The following is a 23,878-nucleotide window of genomic DNA, read 5'->3' on the forward strand; positions in this document are numbered from 1 at the left end:
CACCCGCGCGGCGCACCCGCCCCCGTCACGCCCCCCGATGCAACCCCCGCGATTGCCACGCCGGCCGGCGGCCGCGGATGACCCATACCGACGACCCCGCCGGATCCTCCGCTGCGGGGCGCATGCCCCCGGCGCACATCATCGCCGCCAATTGACCTGACAGGAGTCCTTTCATGACGATCAAGCTCAACATCAACGCTTCCATGGTCGAGGTCGATGCCGACCCCGACATGCCCCTGCTCTGGGCGATCCGCGACACGCTGGGCCTGACCGGCACCAAGTTCGGCTGCGGCGTCGGCTCCTGCGGGGCCTGCACCGTGCATCTTGACGGCGTGGCCGTGCGGTCCTGCCAGACCTTGATCGGCGACGTGGGCGAGGCAAAGATCACCACGATCGAGGCGGTCGGCGGCAAGGCGGGCGCCGCCGTGCAGCAGGCCTGGGCCGAGATGGACGTGGTGCAATGCGGCTACTGCCAGTCGGGCCAGATCATGCAGGCGGTGAGCCTGCTGACCGACAACCCCAAGCCCACGCCCGAGGATATCGACGCCGAGATGTGGGGCAACGTCTGCCGCTGCGCCACCTACCAACGCATCCGCGCCGCCATCGCGCGCGCCTCTGACATCATGGAGGCCTGAGATGACCACCAACCTCACCCGCCGCGGCTTTCTGGCCGCCTCTGCCGCAACCGCCGGCACCCTCGTGATCGGCGCCCTGCCGGATGGCGCGCTCGCCTCCGACACGGCCTCCGGTCCGGCCGGTTTCACCCCCTTCGTGCGCATCGACGCGGATGGCCGCATCACCGTGGTCGTCAAGCATTTCGAGATGGGACAGGGCACCAGCACCGGCCTGCCGACGCTCGTGGCCGAAGAGCTGAACGCCGACCTGTCCGAGATCCTCGTGGAGTTCGCGCCCGTCGATTCGGCCTACAACAACCTCTTCCTGGGCGCGCAGCTGACCGGCGGCTCGACCGCCATGGCCAACAGCTACATGCAGTATCGCCAGGCCGGCGCCGCCGCCCGCGACGTGCTGCTGCAAGCCGCCGCGAATGAATGGGGCGTGGATGCCGCCGAGCTGAGCCTCGACAATGGCACGATCAGCGGCGCGGGCCAGTCCGGCCTGATCGGCGATTTCGTCGCGGCCGCCTCGAAACTCGAGCTGCCCGCGGAACCGCGGATCAAGGACGCCGCCGACTTCCGCCTGATCGGCAACCCCGCCGCCCGCCGCACCGACACGCCCGCCAAGATCAACGGCAGCGCCAAGTTCGGCATGGACGTGCAACTGCCCGGCCAGATCATCGCGGTGGTCATGCGCCCGCCCCGCATGGGCGCGAAGCTTTCCAGCTTCGACGCCTCGGGCGCGTCTGCCGTCAAGGGCTTCATCGACGCCAAGGCGCGCGAGAACGGCATGGGCGTCGTGGTCTATGCCACGAACACCTGGGCCGCCTTCCAGGCCCGCGACGCGATCACGGCCGACTGGGACATGTCCGGCACCGACGGCCGCAGCCAGGACGCCATCCGCGCCGACATGATGGCCACGGTCGCCGCCACGCCCGAATACGAAGCCCGCGCCGACAAGCCTCGGGCCGAGGTGGCCGCCGCCATCGACGGCGCGGCCACCGTCGTCGAGGGGGAATACTTCTTCCCCTCCCTCGCCCATGCCCCGATGGAGCCGCTCAACTGCACGGTCGAACCCGACGGCAACGGCGGCGTGGTGCTGCATGACGGCTGCCAGTTCCCGACCATGGCCCATGCCATGGTGGCGATGACGCTGGGGCTCGAGCCGTCGAAGGTCGCGATCCGCACCTATTACGCGGGCGGGTCCTTTGGTCGCCGCGCCAATACCGACGCCGATTACCAGGTCGAGGCGGCCGAGGCGTTCAAGCTTTCGGACGGCACCCGGCCGGTCAAGATGGTCCATTCGCGCGAAGATGACATCAAGGGCGGCTACTATCGCCCCGCCTTTGCCCACAAGGCCCGCCTCGGGCTGGACGGGACCGGCACCATCATCGCCTGGGATCACCAGCTGGCCGGGCAATCCATCGCCAAGGGCACGCCCTTCGAAGCAGCGATCGTCCAGAACGGGGTCGATGCGCTTTCGGTCGAAGGGGTGCGCGACACCGGCTATGCGGTGGGCGACATGTTCGTCGGGCTGACCGATGAAAAGCCGCTGTCCAAGATCCTCTGGTGGCGCTCGGTCGGGCACAGCCACACCGCCTACGCGATGGAGACGATGATCGACAAGGCCGCCCGCGCGGTGGGCCAGGACCCGGTCGCGTTCCGCCTCAAGCACCTGGCCGGCGACGGCCCAGACCAGCGGCGCCTGTCGGGTGTGCTAAAGGCGGTGGCCGAGGCTTCGGGCTGGGACACCCCCGTGGCCGAAGGCCGCGCCCGCGGCGTCGCGGTGCACAAGTCCTTCAACACCTATGTCGCCGAGGTGGTCGAGGTGTCGCGCTCGGGCTCGGGCATCAAGGTCGAAAAGGTCACCTGCGCCGTCGATTGCGGCGTGGCGGTGAACCCGGACGTGATCAAGGCGCAGATGGAAAGCGGCATCGGCTACGGCCTGGGCCACGTGATGCGCGACGCGATCACCTTCGACGGGGGCGAGGTGGCGCAGTCCAACTTCCCCGATTACGAGCCGCTGCGCATCTCTGACATCGGCGCCATCGAGGTGGTGATCGTGCCTTCGACCGAGGCACCCACCGGCGTGGGCGAGCCGGCCGTGCCGCCCTCGGGCCCGGCGCTGGCCAATGCCATCGCGGCGCTCACGCCCGATGCCGCGCTCTCGGCCCTGCCGCTCGAGGCGAACGGGCTCAGCTTTGCCTGACTGACCCTCCTGCCCCGCGCGGATCGCTTCGCGCGGGGCCAGCCATGGCGGCATTAACCGGCCCTTCAACCCTCTCGGCGATTGTCGGGGCAAAGCGCCCTGCGTAAGGGCGAGATTCCAGGCCGGTCAAAGATGGCAACCTACAGCTTCATCGGCTTTGCCCCCAGCGCGATCGTCTGGATGGGTGGCTCGAACTACATGCTCGATCCCGACTGGGATTCGACGGTGGATGGCTACAGCTTCGAATTCACCGACGACGACGCCAATGCCGATGGCGACAGCGCCGCCAACAATGTCGGCAACGACGGCAACCAGACGCTGGTGGTGCGCGATGCCTCGGGCACCGTGGTTGCCAGCGGTACGGGCTATCTCGAGGACGGCTATACCTATACCGACTCGAACGGCGTCGTGCAGACGGTCTATTCCGTGCAGATCGCGGGCGGGCCGGTGCTGGGCTACATCGGCACCGCCTTCCTGCCGCCCGGCGCGGTGATGACCTGGACAGGCTCGTCCAACACCGTCTCGGTGCCCTACGCCAACCTGCATTCGAACGTCTACGATCCGGACAATTCCGATTACCTCCAGGGCGGGTCCAACGCCGATTCCTTCAAGGCCGGTGAAGGCAGCGACACGATCGAATCCGGGGCGGGCGCGGATACCATCGACGGTGGCTCGGGCAACGACCTGATCCACTACGGCCAGGGCGGCGCGGATTCCACCAAGGGGTCGAGCGTCATGGGCGGAGATGGCGACGACACCATCGACGACGTCGCCGGTATCAACAGCTGGGTCTACAACGACACGCTCGACGGCGGGGCCGGGAATGACCAGATCTATGCCGGCGCGGGCAACGACCTGGTCTATGGCGGCACCGGCAACGATTTCGTCGCGGGCGAAGGCGACCAGGACACCATCCATGGCGGCGACGGCAACGACACGCTGCAGGGCGATGACGGCAACGACCTGATCTACGGCGACGCGGGAAGCGACACGCTGATGGGAGGGTCGGGCAACGACACCTTGCACGGCGGAGACGGCACCGATGACCTGTTCGGCGACATCGGCAATGACGTGCTCCATGGCGAGGCGGATGCCGACTCGTTCTATTTCAACGACGGCTGGGGCGCCGACACGATCTACGGCGGCGCCACCGTCACCACCGGGCTCGACTGGGACACGCTGAACTTCACCTACCACACTGCCGGCGGTCTGGTCGTCACCTTTGCCACCACCGGCGGCGGGACGGTCACCCAGACCACGAACACCGCGGTCTTCGACGATATTGAGGCGGTGCGCGGCTCGGCTCAGAGCGATTCCATCGACGCCTCGGGCGACACGGTCGGGGTCTGGGCCGACATGGGCGACGGGGCGGACACCTTCGGCGGCGGGTCGGGCGCGGACACCGTGTTCGGCGGTGCCGGGAATGACACGATCTTCGGCGGGGCGGGCGATGACCTCCTCTCGGGCGGGGCCGGAAACGACACGGTGCAGGGCGGATCGGGCGCCGACACCCTGTCGGGCGGGACCGGCCAGAACACGCTGATCGGCAATGACGATGCCGACACCTTCCTGCTGAGCAACACGGACGGGGCGACCAACATCTACGGCGGCGAAGGCGGCGCCGACTGGGACACGATCAGCCTCTCGGGCGGGTCGGTCACCGTCACCTGGACCGGGTGGGAGATGGGGACGATCACCTTCGACGGCGTCACCTTCCACAACTTCTGGGAGGTGGAGCAGGTAGTAGCCACCACATCTAGCGATGTGTTCGATGCCTCTGCCGCGCCGACCGGGGTCGTCATCTCGGGCCAGGGCGGCAATGACACGGTCATCGGCTCGGCCCATGCCGACGTCATCACCACCGGCAGCGGGGCCGACAGCATCTCGGGTGGGGCCGGGGACGACACGATCACCGCTGGCGACGGGGCAAACACGATCTCGGGCGGGGATGGTGCCGACGTGATCACCAGCGGCTCCGGGGCCGATACGATCGACGGCGGGGCCGGTGCGGATACCATCGACGCAGGCGGCGGAGACGACCTGATCGCCGGCGGCACAGGCGACGATTCGATCACCACGGGCACCGGGGTCGACACGCTCGATCTCGACCCCGGCGGCGGCAGCGACATCGTCACCGATTTCGACATGACCGACGACGGGTCGGGTTTCACCATCGACCAGTTGGACGTGTCGGACCTGACCGATGGCAGCGGCGGGCCGGTCTATTCCTGGGACGTCACGGTCACGGATGACGGCAGCGGCAACGCGGTCCTGACCTTCCCCGGCGGCGAAAGCGTCACCCTGCTGGGCGTCTCCCCGGCGCAGGTCTCGACCGCGCCGCAGATGTACGCCATGGGCATCCCCTGCATCGTCTCGGGCATGCGCGTGGACACGACCGAAGGCCCCGTCGCGGTCGAAGAGCTGCGCGCCGGCGCCTTCGTACGCACCCGCGACGGCCCCCCGCGCCAGGTCCTCTGGACCGGCCACCGCACGGTCACCCATGACGAGATGCGCGCCAATCGCCGTCTTTGCCCGATCGAGATCCGCCCCGGTGCCCTTGGCAATCCGGGGCCGCTGCTGCTGTCGGGCCAGCATTGCCTGTGGGTCCCGTCCGAGGCCCCTGCCCCGGCGTCTCCGGCGTCACCGGGCCCCTTGCACGGGCCAGTCGGGACCTCGGCCGCCCTCGCCTCGCTGTCCCAATTGGCCCATGTCGGCGCCCTGGTCCGCGCCCGCCATCTGGCCCTCACCGGCTGGGGCGGCGCCCGGATCATGCGCGGCAAGCGGGGCTGCACCTACCACCATGTGCTCCTCGACGCCCATGCGCTGATCCGGGTCGAGGGCGCCTGGGTCGAATCCTTCTGGCCCGGCCCGATGGGCTTTGCCGCGCTGGACGATGCGCATCGCCGGTCGATCCTGCTTGAGCGACCGGACCTTGCGCGGGGACTGCTGGGCTTTGCCTCGGTCGAGGCCAGCTATGGCCCGCAGGTCCGCCGGGTGGTCCGCAAAACGCAGCTGGATCGGGCGGATTGCGTCGCCTGGTCCCGCCTCTGCCGCGAGATGGCCGGGCCCTGAGCCAAGCGGTTTCGCCACGAAACCCCTGCCCTTAATCAGAACGTAAAAGACCCGCCCAAGGTGGACGGGTCATCATCGGGTTTCGTGACGAAACCTCAGCCGCGCGACAGCAGCGCCTCGAGCTCGCTGGCCAGTTGCCGCACCATCTGCGCATCCAGCCGATCACCGCGCATGCGCAGCAGCCAGTCGCGCCCCTCCTGCTCCACCGCGATCTCGACACCGCTGTCAGCGTACCGCGTCCGTCCGGCGGTCTCACGCTTGGGACGCCCGCCGCGGGAGGGATCGCGCGGGGCCACGTTCAGCCGCTCGATGGCGGCCAACAGGATCGCCCATTCCTCCTCGGCGCTTTCCGGCGTCACCTCGGCCAGCGCCTGGCGCAACCGGCTCTCGGCCCCGCCGCGCAGGGCAGTGGCCAAGGTCAACCCGTCCTTTTCCCGCAAGGATTCGGGGTAGACCAGCATGTCCCCCAATTCCTCGAAGATCATCGCGAAGGAGCGAATCTTGGACCGCTTGGCCTTGGAGGCCGTGGCGAAGAGCGCATCCACCGCCGCCTCGGTGTTGACGAAGGCGCCCTCCTTGGCGGCCAGCACGGCGATGCGGCCGCGTTCGAAATGGCTGAGATTGGCGCGGACCTCGTTTTCCTCGACCATGGCGACGAAGGGGCCGCCCATCTCGTCCGGGTCGCGGATCACCGCCTTGATCGACACGTAGCGCATGTCGTCCCACATCTCGCGCAGGTCCCAGACGGCCTGGAAGCGCCGGTAGCCCGACAGGAGCCCGTAGCGCTTGCCGCCCTCGGGATCGGCGCGCTCGAAGACCTCGATCGGCAGGCGCAGCCCATGGGCCACGATGGAGCGTTTCAGCTCCTCCATCTCCTCGGCGTCGAGCGAGATACGGTCACGGATCAGCGCGCCGGGGTCGATTTCGTCCAGCGGGATCTCGGTGATCAGAAGGCCCTGGTCCTCGGCCATGCGCAGCCGGTCGGCATCATCCCGGTCGCGCCGCGCCCGGGCCCGTTCCTCGGCCGAGCGCAGATCGCCCGCCTGGGCGCTGTCGGCGGCCACCTGGGCGATGGGGGCGGACATGGGACCGCGCGCGCCGGGGACCTGGCGGAACTCCTCCTCCAGCCGGGTCATGTCGGCGGCGCTGGGGGCCTCGAGCTTGCGACGTTTTGCCATTTGTTACGCCTCCTGTGCCATCTGCATGTCGCGCCACCAGGAGCCGAGGATCAGCGATTTCACCTCGGCCCAGGTGCCATCGAAGGTCTCGCGCCCGCGCACGTAGGTCTCGCGGTTGAAGTCACGGTAATCAGTCTCGTAGATGCCCGAGACCTGCTCGCCGGCCTGGCCGACCATCGCGGTCATTTCCTGCCGGTAGGCGGTCATGAAGTCGCCGAAATAGGCCTGGATCACGTTGGCCAGGTCGGTCTGCTGGGCGGCGTCGAACCGGGTGATGATGGCCCGCACCGCGTCCCATTCGAAGCGCACCTCGGGCAGGCCATCGCGGCGGCGGATGCGGTTCTCGCCATCCTCGATCGAGGCGAAGGTGGAGTAGATCATGTCGAAGAAGCGCCCGGTACTGTCGAATTCCAGGAAAGACGCGCCGAGCGGGACCAGCAGAATGTCGGCCGCGGCCAGGGCGTTGATCGTCAGGTAGCCGAGGGCAGGGGGGGTATCGAGGATCACGATGTCATAGGCGTCGAGCAGCCCGTCCCCGTCCAGCGCGTTCTGCAGCGCGTCCCAAAGCGGCCAGGAGCGGTGCTGCATGCGCCAGACCGGCACCTGGAACTCGGCCCAATAAAGGTTCAACTGCGCGCCGATCAGGTCGATGTTCGGCCAATGGGTCTTCTGCACGAGGTTTCGTGGCGAAACCTCCAGCGCCTCGGTCAGGGTTTCGTCGAAAGGGTGGGGCGGCTGGCCGGCGGCCTCGCGCACCGCGTTCTCAGCCGTCAGGGACTTGGCGAAGTCGCGGGCGATGAGGGGGAAGGCGGTCTGCCATTCGTCCTCGACCTTGCCGCCCATGATCGAGGTCATGGAGCCCTGGGAATCGAGGTCGATCACCAGCACCTTGTAGCCGTCGAGCGCGGCGGACATGGCCAGATGCGCGGCGGTAGACGTTTTGCCGACGCCGCCTTTGAAATTGGCCACGGCCACGACCTTGGCCGGCAGCCCCTCGGGCCGCCAGGACTTGTAGGCCTTGCCGGCCGAGCCCTCGGTGGCAAAGTGGTCGCGGATCGCCAGCACCTCTTCGAGGGTGAACCACTTGGCGCCGGCCTCGCCCTCGCCCTGGGGCAGGTCGGGATTGGCCTTGAGCACCCGGCGCAGATGGGCGGCGGCGACGGGGATCAGGTAGCGGCAGATCTCCCAGATCGAGAACTTTCGCAGCCGCTTGGTGCCGTCGGGCGCATAGCCGCGGCGGGCGAGGTCATCGCGGCCCCGGCCCGCAAAGGCGGCGGCTTTCGCGAATCGCGCGGTTTCGATAGGGTCCGAGAGGCGACTGGCCGCCTGTTTCGGGTCAATATTGAAATAGGGGGGGAGATCCTGCTTGCCGGGCGTCTTGGGTGCCATGTCCTGCCTCTGCATGTTCGCTATTTTTAGCGATATCGTCGAAACTATCGCACATGTTTCGCCCCAAGGGAATCTCGGAGACCAGCCTCCCTGCAGAATCAATGAGATTCACAAACCCACGTCGACGATGGTTTAGAATACTATAAGTACTTTATTAGGTTTGACCCAAGTAAAATGTTATAAATCAATATGTTAACAATACTTCGGGACCAAGATACAGGGGCAGGAGCACCCGGGAGCAGGGCAAAGGGGACCCGGATACGGGACGAAGGGCTTCGATTCGCGGGAAAGCGGGCCGGATGAGTCGCAAATCAAGGGGTTTCGGCCAAGTTAGGGTCTGTTTTCGACTCCCTCATGTGAAGGTGCGGCAGGGGCATCCCGTAGATGGGTTCCCTCGCGACATTCCGCGACGTCAATGGTACCCATCTACGGGACGCGTCGGGACGCGTCGAAAGGTGCCAGAACCCGGCTTGATCGCGGGTGCCTTTCCAAGTCATACTGGGAACATGAGCAGTTCCGGTAAACGGGACCGAAAAATCGGGCGGGACGACATGGCACAGATGGACAGGGAGCGGCTGACGGGATCGCTCAGACGTGGGGCGGTTAAGAAGCACGTGGCGGCGATCCACGTCTCAGGCAAGCTGACACTGCTGCAGCGGAAGCTCTCGAACGTGCTCTTGCTCAATGCCTATGACACGCTGACGACCAGCCGGCGGCACCAGATCGACGCGCGCACTCTCTGCATGATGATCGGTTACAATTCAAACGATTCAGACACGCTCAAAGACAGCTTAAGGGGCCTGGTCGAGACCACGGCCGAATGGGACATGCTGGATGAGGAGGGACGCCCTGAATGGGGCGTGTCGAGCCTCTTGAGTTACGCCAAGCTCAAGGGTGGGGTCTGCGAATATGCCTATTCCGACGCGCTGGCCGAAAAGCTGCACGACCCCAAGGTCTTTGCGCTCATCAACCTGAACATCCAGCGGCGGTTCACCAGCGGGCATGCGCTGGCGCTTTACGAGAACTGCTATCGCTTCGTGCGGACGGGCAGCACGGGGTGGTGGTCGCTTGACCTGTTCCGGCGGCTGATGGGGGTCGCGGACAGCGCCTATTACGAAAGTTACAAGCACCTGAACGCCAAGATCATCAAGCCGGCGGTGGCCGAGGTGAACAAGACCTCGAACATCATCGTGACGCCCGAGGTGCGCAAGATGGGGCGGCAGGTGACGGACATCCGGTTCCTGATCGAAGAGAACCCGCAGCTGGCGATCCTCGACCTCGACGACGGAGAGGGGATCCGCACCGGCCCGGTCTATGCGCGTCTCAGGGCGCTTGGCGTCAGCGACCGGCTGGCGCGGCAATGGATCGCCAACCATGGCGAAGACTACGTGGCGCAGAAGGTCAATTACGTCGCCGGCCAGGCGGGGGTGCGCAACACGGTCAGCTACCTAACTGCCGCGCTCAAGGCCGATTACGGCGGGGCAGGGGAGGCCCAGCCCGAAGCTCCGGTGACCAGCGAGCGCGCCAAACGCCTGGCCTGGGTCAAGGCGCAGGTCGATGCGCGCTCGCCCACCCAGCGCGATGCCGACAAGCGCATGTTCCTGTCGCGGCTGGACGGCGCGGCCCGCGAGGATTTCGAACGCCACGGCTGGATGAGCGCGCTGAACGCCGAGGCCATCGTCGCCTTCTGGGTGGACCTGTCGCCCGAGGGGTTCGAGCCGGAATAGGGTAGGGGGTCCGTGATCTTGAAACGCGGCGCCCTTCCGTCCATACTACTGGGTAGTATTGCCCGGAGGGTCCCATGAGTGTCAAAGCATCCGTGTCCGTGTCGGACCAGCAGGACGCCTTCATGCGGGCGCTGGTCCGCGAGGGGCGCTTTGCCAGCGCCAGCGCCGTGGTGCAGCGGGGGCTCGAGCTGTTGCGCGAGCAGACGGAGCGCGAGGCGGCCGAGCTGGCCGCGCTGCGCGCCTTCTTCGAAGAGCGGCGCGACGGGCCGGCAGAGGGCGACGCCGAGGCGCGGCAGGCCACGCGCGAGATGATCGCCGCCAAGCGCGCCGCGCATGGGCTATGAGGTCCGGCGCTCGCGCGCCTGCCGGAACGACCTTGAGCGGATCTTCGACCACCTTGTCGCCGCGCATCTCGAGCTGGGCGCGGATATGGCCGAGGCGTTCGACCGGGCCGAAACGCGGCTGAGCCGGATCGAGGACGACATGGCCAGCCTCGGCCGCGCGCCCCATCGCGGTACGCTCTGGCCCGAGGTGATGACCGGCCTGCGCTGGGTCACCATCGACCGGGCGATCTATTATTTCCTGGTCGATGACGACCGGGAGGCCGTCCATGTCCTCGCCGTCTTCTTCGGCGGGCAGGACCATAAGCGCCACGTTCTGGACCGCATCCGCCCGCGTTGACGCACCGGGGCAAAGCGCCTAGGTCCGGGCAAAGCGGGGCCGGACGCCCCCCGAAGGATCGCCCCATGACGCAACCGACCCTGACCTACGACGATATCCTGGCCGCCCATGCGCGGATCAAGGACGACACGCTGCGCACGCCGACCGTGCGCGCGACGCGGCTGTCGATGAAGCTGGGGTTCGACCTCTATCTCAAGCTGGAAAACCTGCAGCACACCAATGCGTTCAAGGCGCGGGGGGCGCTGTCGCGGTTGCTGACGCTGAGCCCGGACCAGCAGGCCGCCGGGGTGATCGCCTGCAGCGCCGGGAACCATGCGCAGGGCGTGGCCTACCACGCGCAGCGGCTCGGCATCCGCGCGGTGATCGTGATGCCCGAGGGCACGCCCTTCAACAAGGTGCAGCGCACCCGCGATTTCGGCGCCGAGGTGGTGCTGCACGGCAAGGGGTTCGACGACAGCGTGGCGTTTACCGAGGACATGGCCGCCCGCGAGGGGCTGACGCTGATCCACCCCTTCGACGACCCGGACGTGGTGGCGGGGCAGGGGACCGTCGCCATCGAAATGCTGGAGCAACGCCCCGAGCTCGACGTGATCGTGGTGCCGATCGGCGGCGGCGGGCTGATCGCGGGCATGGCCACGGCCGCCAAGGCGATCAAGCCGGGGATCGAGGTGATCGGCGCGCAGGCGCTGCTGTTCGACGCGGTCAAGTCGCAGCTCGAGGGGACAGATCCGCATTTCGACGGGGCGAGCATCGCCGAAGGCATCTCGGTCAAGGCGCCGTCGCCGCGCAATGTCGAGATCATCCGACGCTGCGTGGACCGGGTCGAAAGCGTGACCGAGAGCGAGATCGAGGACGCGATATTCGACCTTCTGTCGCTGGAAAAGATCGTGACCGAGGGTGCCGCCGGCGCTGGCATGGCGGTGGTGGAAAAGCTGGCGCCGGGTCTTCAGGGCAAGGCGGTGGGCCTCGTGGTCTGCGGCGGCAATATCGACAGCCGGCTCTTGTCGACGCTGATCCTGCGCGGGCTGGTGCGCGACGGGCGGATCTCTCGCCTGACCTTCCGCATCGACGACACGCCGGGTCAGCTGTCGCGCATCTCGCGGTTGATCGGCGAGGCGGGGGCCAACGTGATCGAGGTGATCCACCAGCGCATGTTCCAGAGCGTCGCGCTGAAGCAGGCCGAGCTGGACATCGTGATCGAGGCGCGGGACATGCACCACGTCCAGGAGATCGTCGCGACGCTGCGGGCCGAGGGGCTGACAGTGCGGCTGGCGGGCGAGGGGTGAGTAAGTCGGACAGGTAAGGCATTGAAATCGTATCTAAATCATAGTTAAGAGACCGATTTTGCCCTGATCTGGTGTCTTCCGTTCACCAAACCGGATCCGGGTATTCTGCTTCGGGCTTACTGCAAAATCCTTCCGAATGAAGTACACGGCTGGCCCACTCTGGCGGCAGGAAGTAAGTCCTCTCAATCAACTGCGCGCGGCTGGTCACGGCACATCTAGCGAAATCTTCATGTTCTGCCCTCGTGTCGTTTGCCACTCTGATCTTGTTTCATTAACAATCTTAATCGACGGGGTGGGGAGGCCAAGCACTGATGGGCGCACTCGTGAAGTGCGTGAAACGGACCATAGCTGGCAGCACCTCTTGCTGCGACGCGTAGCGGCCGATTGACATTGTGCTTCCTGCACGACCGTATGACAGGCAAACCCGCTCGCGCGGGAGATACCAAGCAATAATGGACTAGACCATGAAGTTGATCCTCCACATCGGAACAGAAAAAACTGGCAGCACCAGTTTCCAGAAATGGGGGGGTATGAACCACGAAGCTTTGGTCCAGTCGGGGGTTTTCTACAGCCAATTGCTTGGCCGCGAGAATCATCTGAAGATCTACCTTTGGGCACTGGCCCCGGGTGTTGCCGACGACGGCTTCGCGCAGGTCGGCCTGGGGTCGCCTGGCGAGCAGCGGATCTTTCGAACGACGCTGCCGACCCAGTTTGCGCAAGAGGTCCAGGCGGCGCGAGACAAGGGATGCCATACTTTCTTGATATCGAACGAACATTGTCATTCGCGATTGAAGACAGCCGAGGATCTCGAGCGGCTCAAGGGGTTCGTGTCGCCTCACTTCGACGAGATAGAGATCCTGTGCAGCTTGCGTCCCCAGATTGATGTCGCCGTGTCTTTGACGTCTACTGCGGCGCGCGTGGGCCTGAACGTCGGTCAACAGTTCTTCGAGAAGATCGACGTACAGGACAAGTACTACAATTATCAGGATCTGGTGGATCGCTGGGTCGGGGCCTTCGGCGCCGAGAACCTCACCTTGCTACCCTTCCGCCGAAGGCCGGACATGGCCGCCTATTTGGTCAAGCGGCTGGGATTGCCAGGCAAGTCGCTGCAGCAACCCGCCCGGATCAACGAGGCGCTGGATATTCGGGCGATGGCATTGTCGAACGCCATCAGCCGGGGCCAGCGCAATGGACCGGAGGATCAGCCGAAAGGCAACATGCCGATGGTTCTGGACCTGATGCGTCGCGATCAAAAGTTGCATCCCGGCCTTGAGCTGGCCAAGAAGGTTCAATCCCGGTTTACCCCGATCAACGCCAAGCTGGCGCGTCAATGGAAGAGCATTCGCGCAGTGGATCTGGAGCCGGACTGGAGTCGTTACGACCATCCAAGCAACCTGGACGTGCTGGACCAGCCCTGCAGTTTCACCGAGCAACTGGCCGAGTTGGTGTCGATCTATACACAGCTCTTGTCGCTTGCCCGGGCGCAGGAAATGGCGGCCTCTGCAGAGAGGGCCAGAGCGCAACGAAATGAAGATGCGCGCGATGAGTTTCTGAGAACGGCGCGACAACATCTGCTTCAGGTGCCCAAAAGCAGCACGCTTTTTCCACAGCGCCAGGCGGTTGAGGCACGGCTGGAGTTGATAGGCCCGATGTAGCACCGTGGCTTGCTGCAATGCCGGGCCGACATCGGGCATCGCCTGCAATTTCAGCAGGGCAATCCGTGATTTTTCACACGCCGGAGTCATAAGGGCGACGAGTTGCCATGATACTCTTGAAATTTGACCGGGAGTGGCACAGTAGTGGCTCGAACAGATTGTTCGCTACCTGCGGTGGCAGCCGTAACCTCAAACATACAAAAAGTCGCATGGAAATGGATCCGAGATGACAAAAGAACAAACCGCCCTTGAGATAGCGCAACGGATCACGATGGCAGGGCCGCCGCCCAAAGAGGGTGTTACCATTTCCGTCGGTCTTCTCAGAAAGATGCTCCAACTGTCATTTCAGGATGTGTTCTCCGAGGAATGGTATCTGAAGACCTATCCAGACGTGAAGAAAGCTGTTTCCGACGGGGTTGTGACTTCTGCCTTGTCGCACTATGTCGAGTCTGGAATATACGAAGGCCGTTTCCCGTTTGACATGAAATTGGACGTTGATGACTATTTGTCCGAACATGAGGATGTCGACGAGGCCGTGAAGGACGGCGTTTTCCCGACGGCTGCACATCATTTCCGCAGTCTTGGGTATGCTGAGGGGCGGCGGTTTCAGCTTGAGACTACCGAAGCAGCCGTTGGAAAAGCCAAAATCGCTAGCAAATGAAAAGCCGCTTCAACTACAGAAAGTATTCCGAAGACAATCCAGACCTCGCCGAACACTTTGGCGGGGTCAATGAGGCCCAATTAAAGAACCATTACGACCAGTACGGCTACCGCGAAATGCGCGGTGTGCCGGAGACGACGATCTTCGTGACTGTCGAGGGCCTCCTTTGCTCGGACGACGGACATATTTATATCAGCGGCTGGTGTGACCGCCGCGTATTTTCGACGCTGGATGTGACGATCAGGGTCGGGTACATGCAGTACGAATTTGGCGAAATCGAACCCTGCTGGTACCATCGCGACGATGTCAGCGCTGTACTGGGCGATTTTTCCCGTCCGTCTGGCTATATCGCGATCCTCAAGGTCCCCAAGGAAGACTTTCTTGTGGCGCCGGAAGTCGAGGTATTCATCTGCAGGCAGAAGATCAGGGCAGAGCCGGTCATGCGCTTCATGTCCGTGGATCGGTTCCTGAACGAAGCCTTGGCGGCTACTGCGACACTCGCTGATCGGCCCGCCGGCACGACTGTTGAACACGCGCGGAAACTGACCCCGGCGTTTGACGGTATCTGGAAGGACTACCTGGCGAGCCTTTCATTCACGCAGATTTTCGAAAGCCGCCGGATAGAGACCTGCAAGCAGAGCATAATCATCACCCTCTATCGGGGGTTCGATATGTTGCTGGTTCAACTTGCCGAGTTGTCAGGTTTCCTTTCATCGCATGAAGCCGAAGTCATTGTTGTCGGCAATGATCTGACCGCGCCTGAGGAAATGCTTGCGCGAGTGACGGCTTTTTGCCAGCTCCATGATGTCGCCATTAGAATTTTCCTTTGCTCTGGAAATTCAGGATTCTCAGCGGGAAACAATTTTGGCGCCGAAATGGCTCGGGGCGAAACTCTGATTTTCATGAACCCTGACATATTCCCGCCCGAAGGGGACGAGGCTCAGGCGCTGGATTTTCTTTCTTCGGACCCTGGGACCGCGTTGCACGGCGCCATGCTTTATTACGGTGACGGAATGCTGATGCATTCCGGAATGTATTCCGTTCGCGACCTGGTTTTCGACCCCAAGTCAGGAGTTACGCATAATCTTTTGCGGGTCGAGCACTTCGGCAAGGGGCTGTCTCATCGGGTTGACGATTCCCAGCAGAAGTTGGACGCAGCATTGGTATCCATCAAAGACGATATTCTCTTGGTGTCGGCTGCGTTGTGGAAGGTTTCGAAAGCCAAGTTCGAGGAGATCGGCGGATTATCCACGGAATATATCTTTGCCTACTATGAAGATTCAGATTTCTGCCTGCGTTGGCGCTCAGCCGGCAATGAAGTGAAACTTGACAGCTCGTCACGCTGGATCCATATGGAAGGCGTGGGAAAAGCTTTGCCGCCCTCGGTACGAACCTTCATGTGGTTGAATCGAGCCCTTTACTCGCAAAAGTTCGAAGCGTCTCCTTTGGTGGTCGACACCTCCGAGGATCTCAAGCTTCTCTAGGACTCACACATGAAATATATGACGATCTCCTTGTACCATCCTCGCGTGATGAAGGGTGGGGCTCAATATGTTGCCAAGGATCTGCACGATGCGGCCGACGCGGATCCCGATGTCGAGGCGGTTCTGCTCGCCGGCATCGATGGCCACATGTTCCCACAGTATGGAAAGGTAGGGTCCTCGATCACCGCCTTGCCCGACAGTTCGCGCGAGTTCATTCTTCCTGGTCAGACCTTCAATGAATTCTATCATACCGTATACGATCAGCGGCGCACGAAGGCGCTGCAGCGCTTCTTCTCAGATCACAAGCCGGATGTGATCCATGTTCACCATTCTCTTTGGGTTGGTCTCGAGATTCTGGAAATCGCCAAGCAGGTTCTCCCCAATGTGAAGATCATCTACACCCTGCACGAGTATCTTCCGATCTGTTATTCTCGCGGTCAGCTGTTCAGGTATCACGAGAACGGCATCTGTCAGGACACATCGCCGGATCAATGTGTGAAGTGTTTTCCCGACAAGACCGCAGATGACTTCATCCTGCGCCGTCGGGTGTTCAAGCGCGCCTTCAAGTTCGTCGATCATTTCGTTTCGCCGTCGGAGTATCTCCGACAGCGCTTTATCCAGTGGGGCTTGCCGGAGGATGATATCTCGGTGATTGCCAACGGGCACGCCAGTATGCGGCCTGCCAACTGGATTCCACGGCATAGCGCCAATGTGAACGTTTTCGGATTCTTTGGGCAGTTCGTGGACGCGAAGGGAATCGACGTACTGCTCGCGGCAGCGAGCCAGGCCGCCGCGGACATGGACGAAAGCGAAGAGATCGAGATCAGGATCTTTGGCGGTAACAAGGCCTATGCCAGCGAAGACTACACCAAGCGAATCGATGCTATCCTTGACAACGCGCCCAAGAACCTGACGATCAAGGAGATGGGATCGTACTCGCGAGACAACGTGTTCCAGCTGATGAGCTCGATTGACTGGCTGGTGATGCCGTCGATATGGCCCGAGACGTTTGGCCTTGTGGTGTCCGAGGCCTGGGATGCGCGTAGGCCTATTCTGAGCTCGCAAGCAGGTGGGTTGCTAGACCGCACCACGGATGGAGTAAATGGTTTCACCTTCGCGCCAGGATCCATGTCGCAGCTGTCGACCTTGATCAAGGAGTGCCGAGGGAACAAGCCGCTTTGGGAAAAGCTGTCTGCTGGTGTCCGAGACGAGATCAGTTTGACAGAAGCTTGGGGGCGGCACAAAGAGATCGTAGAGCGACTGCTTGTTTGACAGTGTCGAGCATGGTTCGTTGATTTCGAGCAGTGTGAGGTAATGTTCCCGGCACAATGCTGCAATCCGGGAAAACTGGCGTTCAGGCAGAGTCGGCGACATGTCATCGGCTGCAGGAACACTGTGACCGAGCCATCGCGTCGGCGTATTTGGCTGGATGCCGGCTGGAAATGTCCTATCCTCACGAGCATGGTGATAGCAGATGTGATGCGCTTATGGGCCGCTCTCCGAGATGTCAGAAGACGGTTACAGAACTTGCCCTTGGTACGCTCTGCCAATTACAAGTCGGATACCAAGTCGTGTGACAGACACCTGTCTCAAAACGGCTTGTTGCCAGTAAGAGCAGTTCCATCTGTCCAGTCTAGGCAAAATTGGACAGATGGGAACAAGAAGGCAGGGCAGAAGGTTCATGACGTTCACCTTTGACATCACGCTTATGGCAGGGCCATGGCAAAGCGCCTACTTCGAACTCAGGACTGATGACGACAATTGTCCCTTCCACTTCCGCGTTAGAAGATCAGGGGATACATTCTCGATCAATCACATGATCGACGGGCAATGGGGAGAGCGAACCGACTTTCTGCTTCCGAAAGCCCTTGACCAGATATCCACCATACAGATTTCCGTCGACGGGGCCGCAGTTTTTTTGCTTGTCGCGCGAGAAGCTTTCCATCACGTCATGCAAATGACCCTCGATGATCCGCAAGCATTCTGGGTCGCCGGGGAGCATCTGACCTGGACCGACAGCCGCGAGCCGGCTGAGCTGCCCGAAGAGCAAGGGACCCCGCAGGCGCTGGATGAGGAGATCGTGCTGCTCTACCGCCGGTTGGTCCTGCCGGGCGCGATGGACGCGGCGCAACGGGCGCAGATCAAGGCCGAAGCAGAGGCGGGTGTCGGCCGATACCTAGCCTTCGTCTCTTCGGTCCCGCTGGTTCAAGCGGGCGAGGCGCTGACCATCCTCGACGTCGAGTTGGACAACCCGATCCCGGCGCTGACCGCGCGACTGCTGATGCCGAACGTGCGCCTGCTGAAGCTCGTGCGCGGGGCGGCCGAAGGGCAGGCGATCGACGCGGTGACACGGGCGAACGACCTGGTGCCCCTGCAGATGTGCTCGGTCGAGGAGATGGCCGCCGTCCTCAAGGACGAGACCGGCCCGGTGCTGCTTCAAGGCGCAGAGGTGTTCGACCTGCTCGGCGAAGTGCTGGACGGCCTGGGCGACGAGCGGCGCCGGACCCTGTCGATCTTCACCACCTCGGACGAGATCATCCCCGGCAACCGGGTCTTTCCCTGCGCCAACGTGCAGATCACCTGCCCGTCGGGCTGGACGCTGAACCACAGCGCCTCGATCGACGTGATGCCGCGGCGCCATGGTCTGGATATCGCGGTGGCGGCCTGCAATGCCGGCGACTTCCTGCCGCACTGCGTCGAGAGCCTGCTGTGCGAGGGCCGCGACGACGTGCGCGTGATCGTGGTCGATGACGGCTCGACCGATGGCTCGGGCGAGGCGCTGGCCAGGCAATTCGCCGATGATCCCCGCGTACGGGTCGAGCGCAAGCCGAACGGCGGCTGCGCCTCGGCGCGCAACTACGGCCGGCTGGTGTCGGATGCGACCCACATCGCCTTTGTCGATGCCGACGATTTCGTCAGCCCGGGCCTGTTCGCCGACCTCTACGACCTGGCGCTTTATTCCGGCTGCGAGGTGGTCCAGTCGGGCTATGATTTCCACGATGCCGCGCTGGACGAGCCGTTCTATCCCAGCGCGGAAGAGGACCGCTTTCGCGAAAGCCCGCGCACCCGGTTCAAGGACAAGGACGTGTTGCGCCTGTTCTCGGACGAGATCATCAAGGGCCAGCCGACGATCTGGCGGAAGGTCTACCGGCGCGATTTCCTCGACGCCAAGGCGATCTATTTCCCCGAGAACGTCCGCGCTTTCGACGATTACGTGTTCCAGATCTTCACGCTGACCGCGGCGCGCGATGTGTTCATGCTTCCTGAACATAAGTACCATTACCGGCAACATCCCCGGCAGCACAGCAAGCAGCGGGACGAGCGGCATTTCTACATGCTCTACATGTTCCAGATGATCGTGAAACGCTCGCTGTCCGAAGGCTGGCCGAACTTCCGGCCCTACGCGGAATCGATCGTGGATTCGATCTCGTGGTCGTCGAGCATGTTGCGCACCGAGCTGGTGGAAAGCTTCCTGCGGGCCAGCGCGCGGTTCTGCGTCGGCGTGTCCAAGACCTATGGCCCGGCCGTGATCGAAGACCTGCTGCCCGGGATCGAGCACCCGGATTTCGAAGATTACTACCGCGAGGAAAAGGAAAAGGTGCTGCGCGTGGCCCCCGGCCCCTTCTGGGCCTATTTCACAGGCGAGCTTTACCACCCGGACATCGTCCGCATGCGGCAAGCGATGCGAAAGGCGACCTGATGGCCGACCGTTCCCCCCCGCGCCTGTCCTGCATCCTGACCGCCTACAACGAGGGCGCCCTGGCCCATGTGTCGATCGAATCGGTGCTGGCCCAGACCAATGGCGATTTCGAGCTGCTGATCGTGGACGACGGCGCCTCCGACTCCACGCGCGAGACGCTGCACCGGTTCGACGATCCGCGCATCGTGCATATCCGCCAGGCCAACGACGGGCTCTCTTCGGCCCGCAACCGCGCGATCAGCGTGGCGCGGGGCGATTACATCTGTTTCCTCGATGCCGACGACACCCGCCCGCCCTGGGCCTTCGACGTCATGCTGGCGGCGGCCAAGGATCGCCCCGACGTGGTGTTCTCACCCGGCGTGCTGGTCGAGCTGCGCAAGGAGATCCTGCCCTTCTACGACCAGGCCCATTTCGACCGGCTGTCCTCTGGCGGCCAGGTCCATTTCGAAAAGAGCGAGGCCGCCCGCCAACCCTGGCTGAACGCCCTGCACGAGCTGGCCTGCGTCGAGCCGCAAAGTGCCAACAAGATGGTGCGCCGCGATTTCCTCGAGGAGTACCTGCAGCGGTTCCCGGCGGGGTTGTTCTTCGAGGACATGATCTTTCATTACAGCCTGCTGATGAACATGGGCAGCTTTGCCGTGACTTCGCTGCCGACGTTCACCTATTTCCGCCGCTATGGGCGGCCGCAAATCACGGCCGGCCAGTCGATCACCCGCTACGACGCGGTGTCGACGGCGGCGAACGCTTTGCATCTCTTCGCGCACTCCGAGTATTTCCCCGACGTGGTCCTGCGTGGCCTCGTCCTGGCCTCTGCCTTCAAGGTGCTGCGCTGGTGCGAAGAGAGCGTGTCGCACGAGCACCGCTACTCCTACGGCCAGGCCATCCGCGCGCTGGTGAGCCGGATGGACAAGCGGTACCATAAGACACTGGATCCACGGTGGGCGGGGAAGGCATATGGATATGCGCCTTGGGTGGAGCCGACGTTGGGGTATGTGGCGGGGTTGCAGGAGTGATGGCTGAAGACCGCCCAAAATCCAACTCGCCTCGCGTGACCCGCCAGAAGTCAGGTTTCGATTTGGTGTTTCCTGGGTCCAGGCCGTTGCATGACCGGTTCGGTGTCCGGTGGTAGCCATGGACCCCGATGACAGCGCATTGGTATCGGCAAGCTTTCGACCTAACTGCGTCACGTTCGTCGGCGCTGATGAAGGCTTTACTATCAGTGGCGTTCTGATCGATGGAGCCAAGGTCCATTGCGAGCAAAGCCGTGATGACGAAAGGATCGTGATGAACTTGCCTGACTTCGTGCGGGATGGCGTTGTCCACGAGGTCCAAGTTCTGGCGCGGCAAGGCGGCACAGACCTGTGCTTCGAGGCTACGCTGCGCTCGGATTACAGGTACCAGTTGGATGATGACGGGCCAAACCTGTCGGGATGGATCTTTGACGTGTCCGATCCGACATACCCTGTTCAGCTTGCAGTCGAGGCCGATGGCGTTGTCGTCGCCTATGTTTCAGCGGATCTGAACCACGATGACGCGAGTGGGGGCGAGTATCTGAACGGATTTCAAATTGAAACCTCCGGCTTCAACACCTTGGGCAAGACGCGTATCGTCGACATCAAGATCAAGAATACAGATTTCAGTCCGTTCGGAAAATTCCTGATCGGTTTGGATACCTATGGCTACGTCGAGGCGATTGAGACCGATGTGGAAGCCGGTGACCGCTCTCTCGTCGATCGAATAATTCGGCCTGCTCTGGTTGAAGGTATCAGACGGGGAGACGGAAGTGTTTCCATAGACTTGCCCTGGCACAGGACGTCGATAGCCAAACGCTCTCGCCTGCAACGAGCGCCCGAAATTGACGTGATCATTCCGGTATACAAAGGGCGCAAAGAAACGCTCGACTGCATAAAGAGCGCCATCACTGGCCGCGGACAAATAAAGTACAGAGTTGTCATCGTTTATGACGATGGGCCTGATCCGTTGCTCAAGAATGATATTCTTGAACTCGCAGAGGCCGGAGAATTGGAGTTCGTCGATAATCCCGAAAACCTGGGGTTCGTCCGGTCGGTGAACGTAGGCATGTCCTTTTCTCAAGACAACGACGTGGTCTTGCTGAACTCGGACACAGTCGTGCCTCACGGATGGTTGGATCGTCTGTATCACGCGGCCTACACCGATGAACGGATTGGAACGGTTACGGCATTGTCCAACAATGCGACGATTTGTAGTCTGCCAGATATTTCTGGAACGACATCGGTTCCTTACGGAAGCTCCCTGCAAGATCTAGACGCGATCATGCGCAAGGTGAATGCCAGTGAGATAGTCGACTTGCCCTCCGCCCATGGCTTTTGCATGTTCATCAAGCGCGACGCCATAATGGACGTGGGCCTGTTCGACGCTGACGCATTTGGCCGAGGCTATGGCGAAGAGAACGACTTTTCACTTCGTGCTGCCGCGAGAGGCTGGCGGAACGTTGCAGCATGCGATGTCTTCGTTCAACACCTCGGATCGATCTCCTTTGGCGGGGCCATGTCGGATCTCGTCAAGAGCAACTTGAAGGTTCTGGAAAGGCGTTACCCGGACTACCACGACCGGGTCATGGACTTCATCAGACGCGATCCTTTGTCGGTCTACCGGAACAACGTGCAAAAAGAGTTCTGGCGCAACAAGCGTATCGCGGTGCTGGTCAGCCTGTCGGTTGGCGGCGGTGTGGAGAAGCACGTCAAGAATGAGGCTGCCGCGCTTGATGCGGAAGGGGTGTTGCCCTTGATCCTATCCAGGCAAAGGACGATGGCGGGTGAAGTCTATCAGCTTCAATCACACTCGGAAGATGGCGGGCGGCTGACCTATCCTTTTTCGGAGAAGGGATTAGCCGGCGTTATTGCCGACGCGATGGAATTGAAGGTGGAATGGATCACCGTCCACCACCTTCTGGATCTGTCCAAGAAGACCTCGGAAATGATCCAGCGTTGCGGGATACCCTATCAGGTGATCTTGCATGATTACTTCTTTATTTGCCCAAGGATAACCCTGCTGGACGACGCGGCGACCTATTGCGGAATTCCTGACACCTTGGATTGCAACAGGTGTCTGGCCCGTGATGGAAAGCATCCGAACATCGAGCCGAGTTATGACTCCATTGCATATGACATAGAGATGTGGAGAGGCTGGTGGGCCGGCTTTCTTCTTGGGGCGGCGAAGATCTTTGCGCCGTCCGCAGCCACCAAGGATCTCTATGCTCGGGTGCTTCCGGATGTCTCATTTTCGGTTTGGCCTCATGAACGTGTGATACGTTCGGTCGCTTTGTCGCCCGCAGAGCCGGATGCCGCGACGGTTCGGGTGGCCATCATAGGCGCCATCGGGCCCCACAAGGGGTTTTCTAGCCTGCTGGATTTACTGCGCCACGCTGAAAGGTGGGCCAAGAATCTCGAGTTCGTGCTCGTAGGGTTCTCTTCGGAAGACGCACTCATCGCGCGCTACGAGAATATTTCAATGACTGGGCCTTATTCAAGCGAGCAAGCCGCGCAGGTGATCGCGGAGGCGAGATGTGATGTGGCTTTGTTCCTGAGTCCCTGGCCTGAAACCTATTCCTATACTCTGACCGAGGCCCTGGCGGCTGGCCTTACGCCCGTCGTTCTGGATGTAGGAGCCGCACCCGAGAGGCTTAAGCAACTCGACCATGGAATTGTGTTGCCGGCCGATGCAGGCGTCAGGGAGATCATCTCGGGCATTATGAGCGCGAAATCCCAGCCGCCTGCGCGATTTGGCTTCGAATTCAACCCGCTGCGGGACATGGGACCCAAGCCGGTCGTCGATTTGTCAAACCCCCGAACATTGGATCGGCCGGATGGGTATTTTGCGGACGGATGGCTTCGCCGGGAGTCCCGCTGGAACGTATTCCTGCCATTCAATGCTGTGACCTTTGGGGTCGACATCTATGTTCGTGACGACATGTCAGGACAGTTTCTGACGGTTGTCCACGAGGGAAAGAGGCTTGGACGCTTTGGTTTGATCGCAGGCGAGGTCAACACTCTTCAAATGCCTGTGGCTTTCAAAGCCGGCGTTCAGAGGATCAATCTCACCTTCGACTACGAGGCGCCTTTGCACGCTGACGATGTGCGTCAAGGTTCTGCCGTGCTGGCGGGGCTTTCGGTCACCGGATCCAGCCAGACTTTTCTCATGCAGCAAGACCTTGGCTGGCAAGAAAACGAGTGACTGTCGT

Annotated in this window: 16 protein-coding genes; 14 read left to right on the forward strand and 2 right to left on the reverse strand. The window is 62.5% G+C overall.

The genetic code is table 11. The annotated features are described in order from the left end of the window. The first annotated feature begins 173 nt into the window (after positions 1-173). From MF270_RS24500 to MF270_RS24510, 3 genes are all read left to right on the forward strand, one after another. Positions 174-635 carry a (2Fe-2S)-binding protein gene (locus MF270_RS24500; protein WP_238368342.1) on the forward strand — a complete coding sequence of 154 codons (462 nt, stop codon included), beginning with the start codon at positions 174-176 and terminating at the stop codon, positions 633-635. 1 nt (position 636) lies between these two features. After that, positions 637-2,823 carry a xanthine dehydrogenase family protein molybdopterin-binding subunit gene (locus MF270_RS24505; protein ID WP_238368343.1) on the forward strand — a complete coding sequence of 729 codons (2,187 nt, stop codon included), beginning with the start codon at positions 637-639 and terminating at the stop codon, positions 2,821-2,823. Positions 2,824-2,955: 132 nt separating this feature from the next. After that, positions 2,956-5,895, forward strand: a complete 2,940-nt coding sequence (locus MF270_RS24510) for a Hint domain-containing protein (protein WP_238368344.1) — start codon at positions 2,956-2,958, stop codon at positions 5,893-5,895. Positions 5,896-5,990: 95 nt separating this feature from the next. Here the strand turns inward: MF270_RS24510 and MF270_RS24515 are convergent, their stop codons facing one another. Beyond that, the gene (locus tag MF270_RS24515; protein WP_238368345.1) at positions 5,991-7,073 is read right to left on the reverse strand and encodes a ParB/RepB/Spo0J family partition protein; all 1,083 of its coding nucleotides are present in this window, start codon (positions 7,071-7,073) and stop codon (positions 5,991-5,993) included. A gap of 3 nt (positions 7,074-7,076) precedes the next feature. Further along, positions 7,077-8,462 carry an AAA family ATPase gene (locus MF270_RS24520; protein WP_238368346.1) on the reverse strand — a complete coding sequence of 462 codons (1,386 nt, stop codon included), beginning with the start codon at positions 8,460-8,462 and terminating at the stop codon, positions 7,077-7,079. 551 nt (positions 8,463-9,013) lie between these two features. Between MF270_RS24520 and MF270_RS24525 the strand changes: the two genes are divergently transcribed. The 11 genes from MF270_RS24525 (at position 9,014) to MF270_RS24575 (ending at position 23,871) form a co-directional block, all read left to right on the forward strand. Further along, positions 9,014-10,189: a replication initiation protein gene (locus MF270_RS24525; RefSeq protein WP_418887896.1), complete on the forward strand. Its 1,176-nt coding sequence runs from the start codon at positions 9,014-9,016 to the stop codon at positions 10,187-10,189. Positions 10,190-10,263: 74 nt separating this feature from the next. Continuing rightward, entirely contained in the window at positions 10,264-10,533 is a 270-nt protein-coding gene (locus tag MF270_RS24530; RefSeq protein WP_238368348.1) for a ribbon-helix-helix domain-containing protein, read from the forward strand. After that, positions 10,523-10,870 (forward strand): type II toxin-antitoxin system RelE/ParE family toxin, encoded by a 348-nt coding sequence (locus tag MF270_RS24535; protein WP_238368349.1) that lies wholly within the window; start codon positions 10,523-10,525, stop codon positions 10,868-10,870. The genes MF270_RS24530 and MF270_RS24535 overlap by 11 nt, the downstream gene beginning before the upstream one ends. Positions 10,871-10,935: 65 nt before the next feature. After that, positions 10,936-12,156 (forward strand): threonine ammonia-lyase, encoded by a 1,221-nt coding sequence (locus MF270_RS24540; protein WP_238368350.1) that lies wholly within the window; start codon positions 10,936-10,938, stop codon positions 12,154-12,156. Between the two features lie 464 nt (positions 12,157-12,620). Further along, positions 12,621-13,811 carry a hypothetical protein gene (locus tag MF270_RS24545; protein ID WP_238368351.1) on the forward strand — a complete coding sequence of 397 codons (1,191 nt, stop codon included), beginning with the start codon at positions 12,621-12,623 and terminating at the stop codon, positions 13,809-13,811. 226 nt (positions 13,812-14,037) lie between these two features. After that, positions 14,038-14,472, forward strand: coding sequence for a hypothetical protein (locus MF270_RS24550; RefSeq protein WP_238368352.1), 435 nt, complete (start codon positions 14,038-14,040; stop codon positions 14,470-14,472). Next, the gene (locus MF270_RS24555; protein ID WP_238368353.1) at positions 14,469-15,956 is read left to right on the forward strand and encodes a glycosyltransferase family 2 protein; all 1,488 of its coding nucleotides are present in this window, start codon (positions 14,469-14,471) and stop codon (positions 15,954-15,956) included. The genes MF270_RS24550 and MF270_RS24555 overlap by 4 nt, the downstream gene beginning before the upstream one ends. Positions 15,957-15,965: 9 nt before the next feature. Next, complete coding sequence (locus MF270_RS24560) at positions 15,966-17,228, forward strand: glycosyltransferase (protein WP_238368354.1); 1,263 nt, start codon at positions 15,966-15,968, stop codon at positions 17,226-17,228. A 685-nt stretch (positions 17,229-17,913) separates the two neighbouring features. Continuing rightward, the gene (locus MF270_RS24565; protein WP_238368355.1) at positions 17,914-19,656 is read left to right on the forward strand and encodes a glycosyltransferase; all 1,743 of its coding nucleotides are present in this window, start codon (positions 17,914-17,916) and stop codon (positions 19,654-19,656) included. After that, on the forward strand, positions 19,656-20,669 hold the full coding sequence (locus tag MF270_RS24570) for a glycosyltransferase family 2 protein (protein ID WP_238368356.1): 1,014 nt from the start codon (positions 19,656-19,658) through the stop codon (positions 20,667-20,669). Before MF270_RS24565 ends, MF270_RS24570 begins: the two co-directional genes overlap by 1 nt. A gap of 118 nt (positions 20,670-20,787) precedes the next feature. Continuing rightward, complete coding sequence (locus tag MF270_RS24575; RefSeq protein WP_238368357.1) at positions 20,788-23,871, forward strand: glycosyltransferase; 3,084 nt, start codon at positions 20,788-20,790, stop codon at positions 23,869-23,871. The last annotated feature ends 7 nt before the right edge of the window (positions 23,872-23,878 follow it).

The organism is Mesobacterium pallidum, from assembly GCF_019966535.1.
Taxonomy (GTDB): domain Bacteria; phylum Pseudomonadota; class Alphaproteobacteria; order Rhodobacterales; family Rhodobacteraceae; genus Mesobacterium; species Mesobacterium pallidum.

Excerpts from the sequence above, each read along its gene's own strand:
- MF270_RS24510 (WP_238368344.1), top strand. The coding sequence starts at position 2,956 with ATGGCAACCTACAGCTTCATCGGCTTTGCCCCCAGCGCGATCGTCTGG.
- MF270_RS24555 (WP_238368353.1), top strand. The coding sequence starts at position 14,469 with ATGAAAAGCCGCTTCAACTACAGAAAGTATTCCGAAGACAATCCAGAC.
- MF270_RS24505 (WP_238368343.1), top strand. The coding sequence starts at position 637 with ATGACCACCAACCTCACCCGCCGCGGCTTTCTGGCCGCCTCTGCCGCA.
- MF270_RS24520 (WP_238368346.1), bottom strand. The coding sequence starts at position 8,462 with ATGGCACCCAAGACGCCCGGCAAGCAGGATCTCCCCCCCTATTTCAAT.
- MF270_RS24545 (WP_238368351.1), top strand. The coding sequence starts at position 12,621 with ATGAAGTTGATCCTCCACATCGGAACAGAAAAAACTGGCAGCACCAGT.
- MF270_RS24565 (WP_238368355.1), top strand. The coding sequence starts at position 17,914 with ATGACCCTCGATGATCCGCAAGCATTCTGGGTCGCCGGGGAGCATCTG.
- MF270_RS24570 (WP_238368356.1), top strand. The coding sequence starts at position 19,656 with ATGGCCGACCGTTCCCCCCCGCGCCTGTCCTGCATCCTGACCGCCTAC.
- MF270_RS24540 (WP_238368350.1), top strand. The coding sequence starts at position 10,936 with ATGACGCAACCGACCCTGACCTACGACGATATCCTGGCCGCCCATGCG.
- MF270_RS24575 (WP_238368357.1), top strand. The coding sequence starts at position 20,788 with ATGGACCCCGATGACAGCGCATTGGTATCGGCAAGCTTTCGACCTAAC.
- MF270_RS24530 (WP_238368348.1), top strand. The coding sequence starts at position 10,264 with ATGAGTGTCAAAGCATCCGTGTCCGTGTCGGACCAGCAGGACGCCTTC.
- MF270_RS24525 (WP_418887896.1), top strand. The coding sequence starts at position 9,014 with ATGGCACAGATGGACAGGGAGCGGCTGACGGGATCGCTCAGACGTGGG.
- MF270_RS24500 (WP_238368342.1), top strand. The coding sequence starts at position 174 with ATGACGATCAAGCTCAACATCAACGCTTCCATGGTCGAGGTCGATGCC.
- MF270_RS24535 (WP_238368349.1), top strand. The coding sequence starts at position 10,523 with ATGGGCTATGAGGTCCGGCGCTCGCGCGCCTGCCGGAACGACCTTGAG.
- MF270_RS24550 (WP_238368352.1), top strand. The coding sequence starts at position 14,038 with ATGACAAAAGAACAAACCGCCCTTGAGATAGCGCAACGGATCACGATG.
- MF270_RS24560 (WP_238368354.1), top strand. The coding sequence starts at position 15,966 with ATGAAATATATGACGATCTCCTTGTACCATCCTCGCGTGATGAAGGGT.
- MF270_RS24515 (WP_238368345.1), bottom strand. The coding sequence starts at position 7,073 with ATGGCAAAACGTCGCAAGCTCGAGGCCCCCAGCGCCGCCGACATGACC.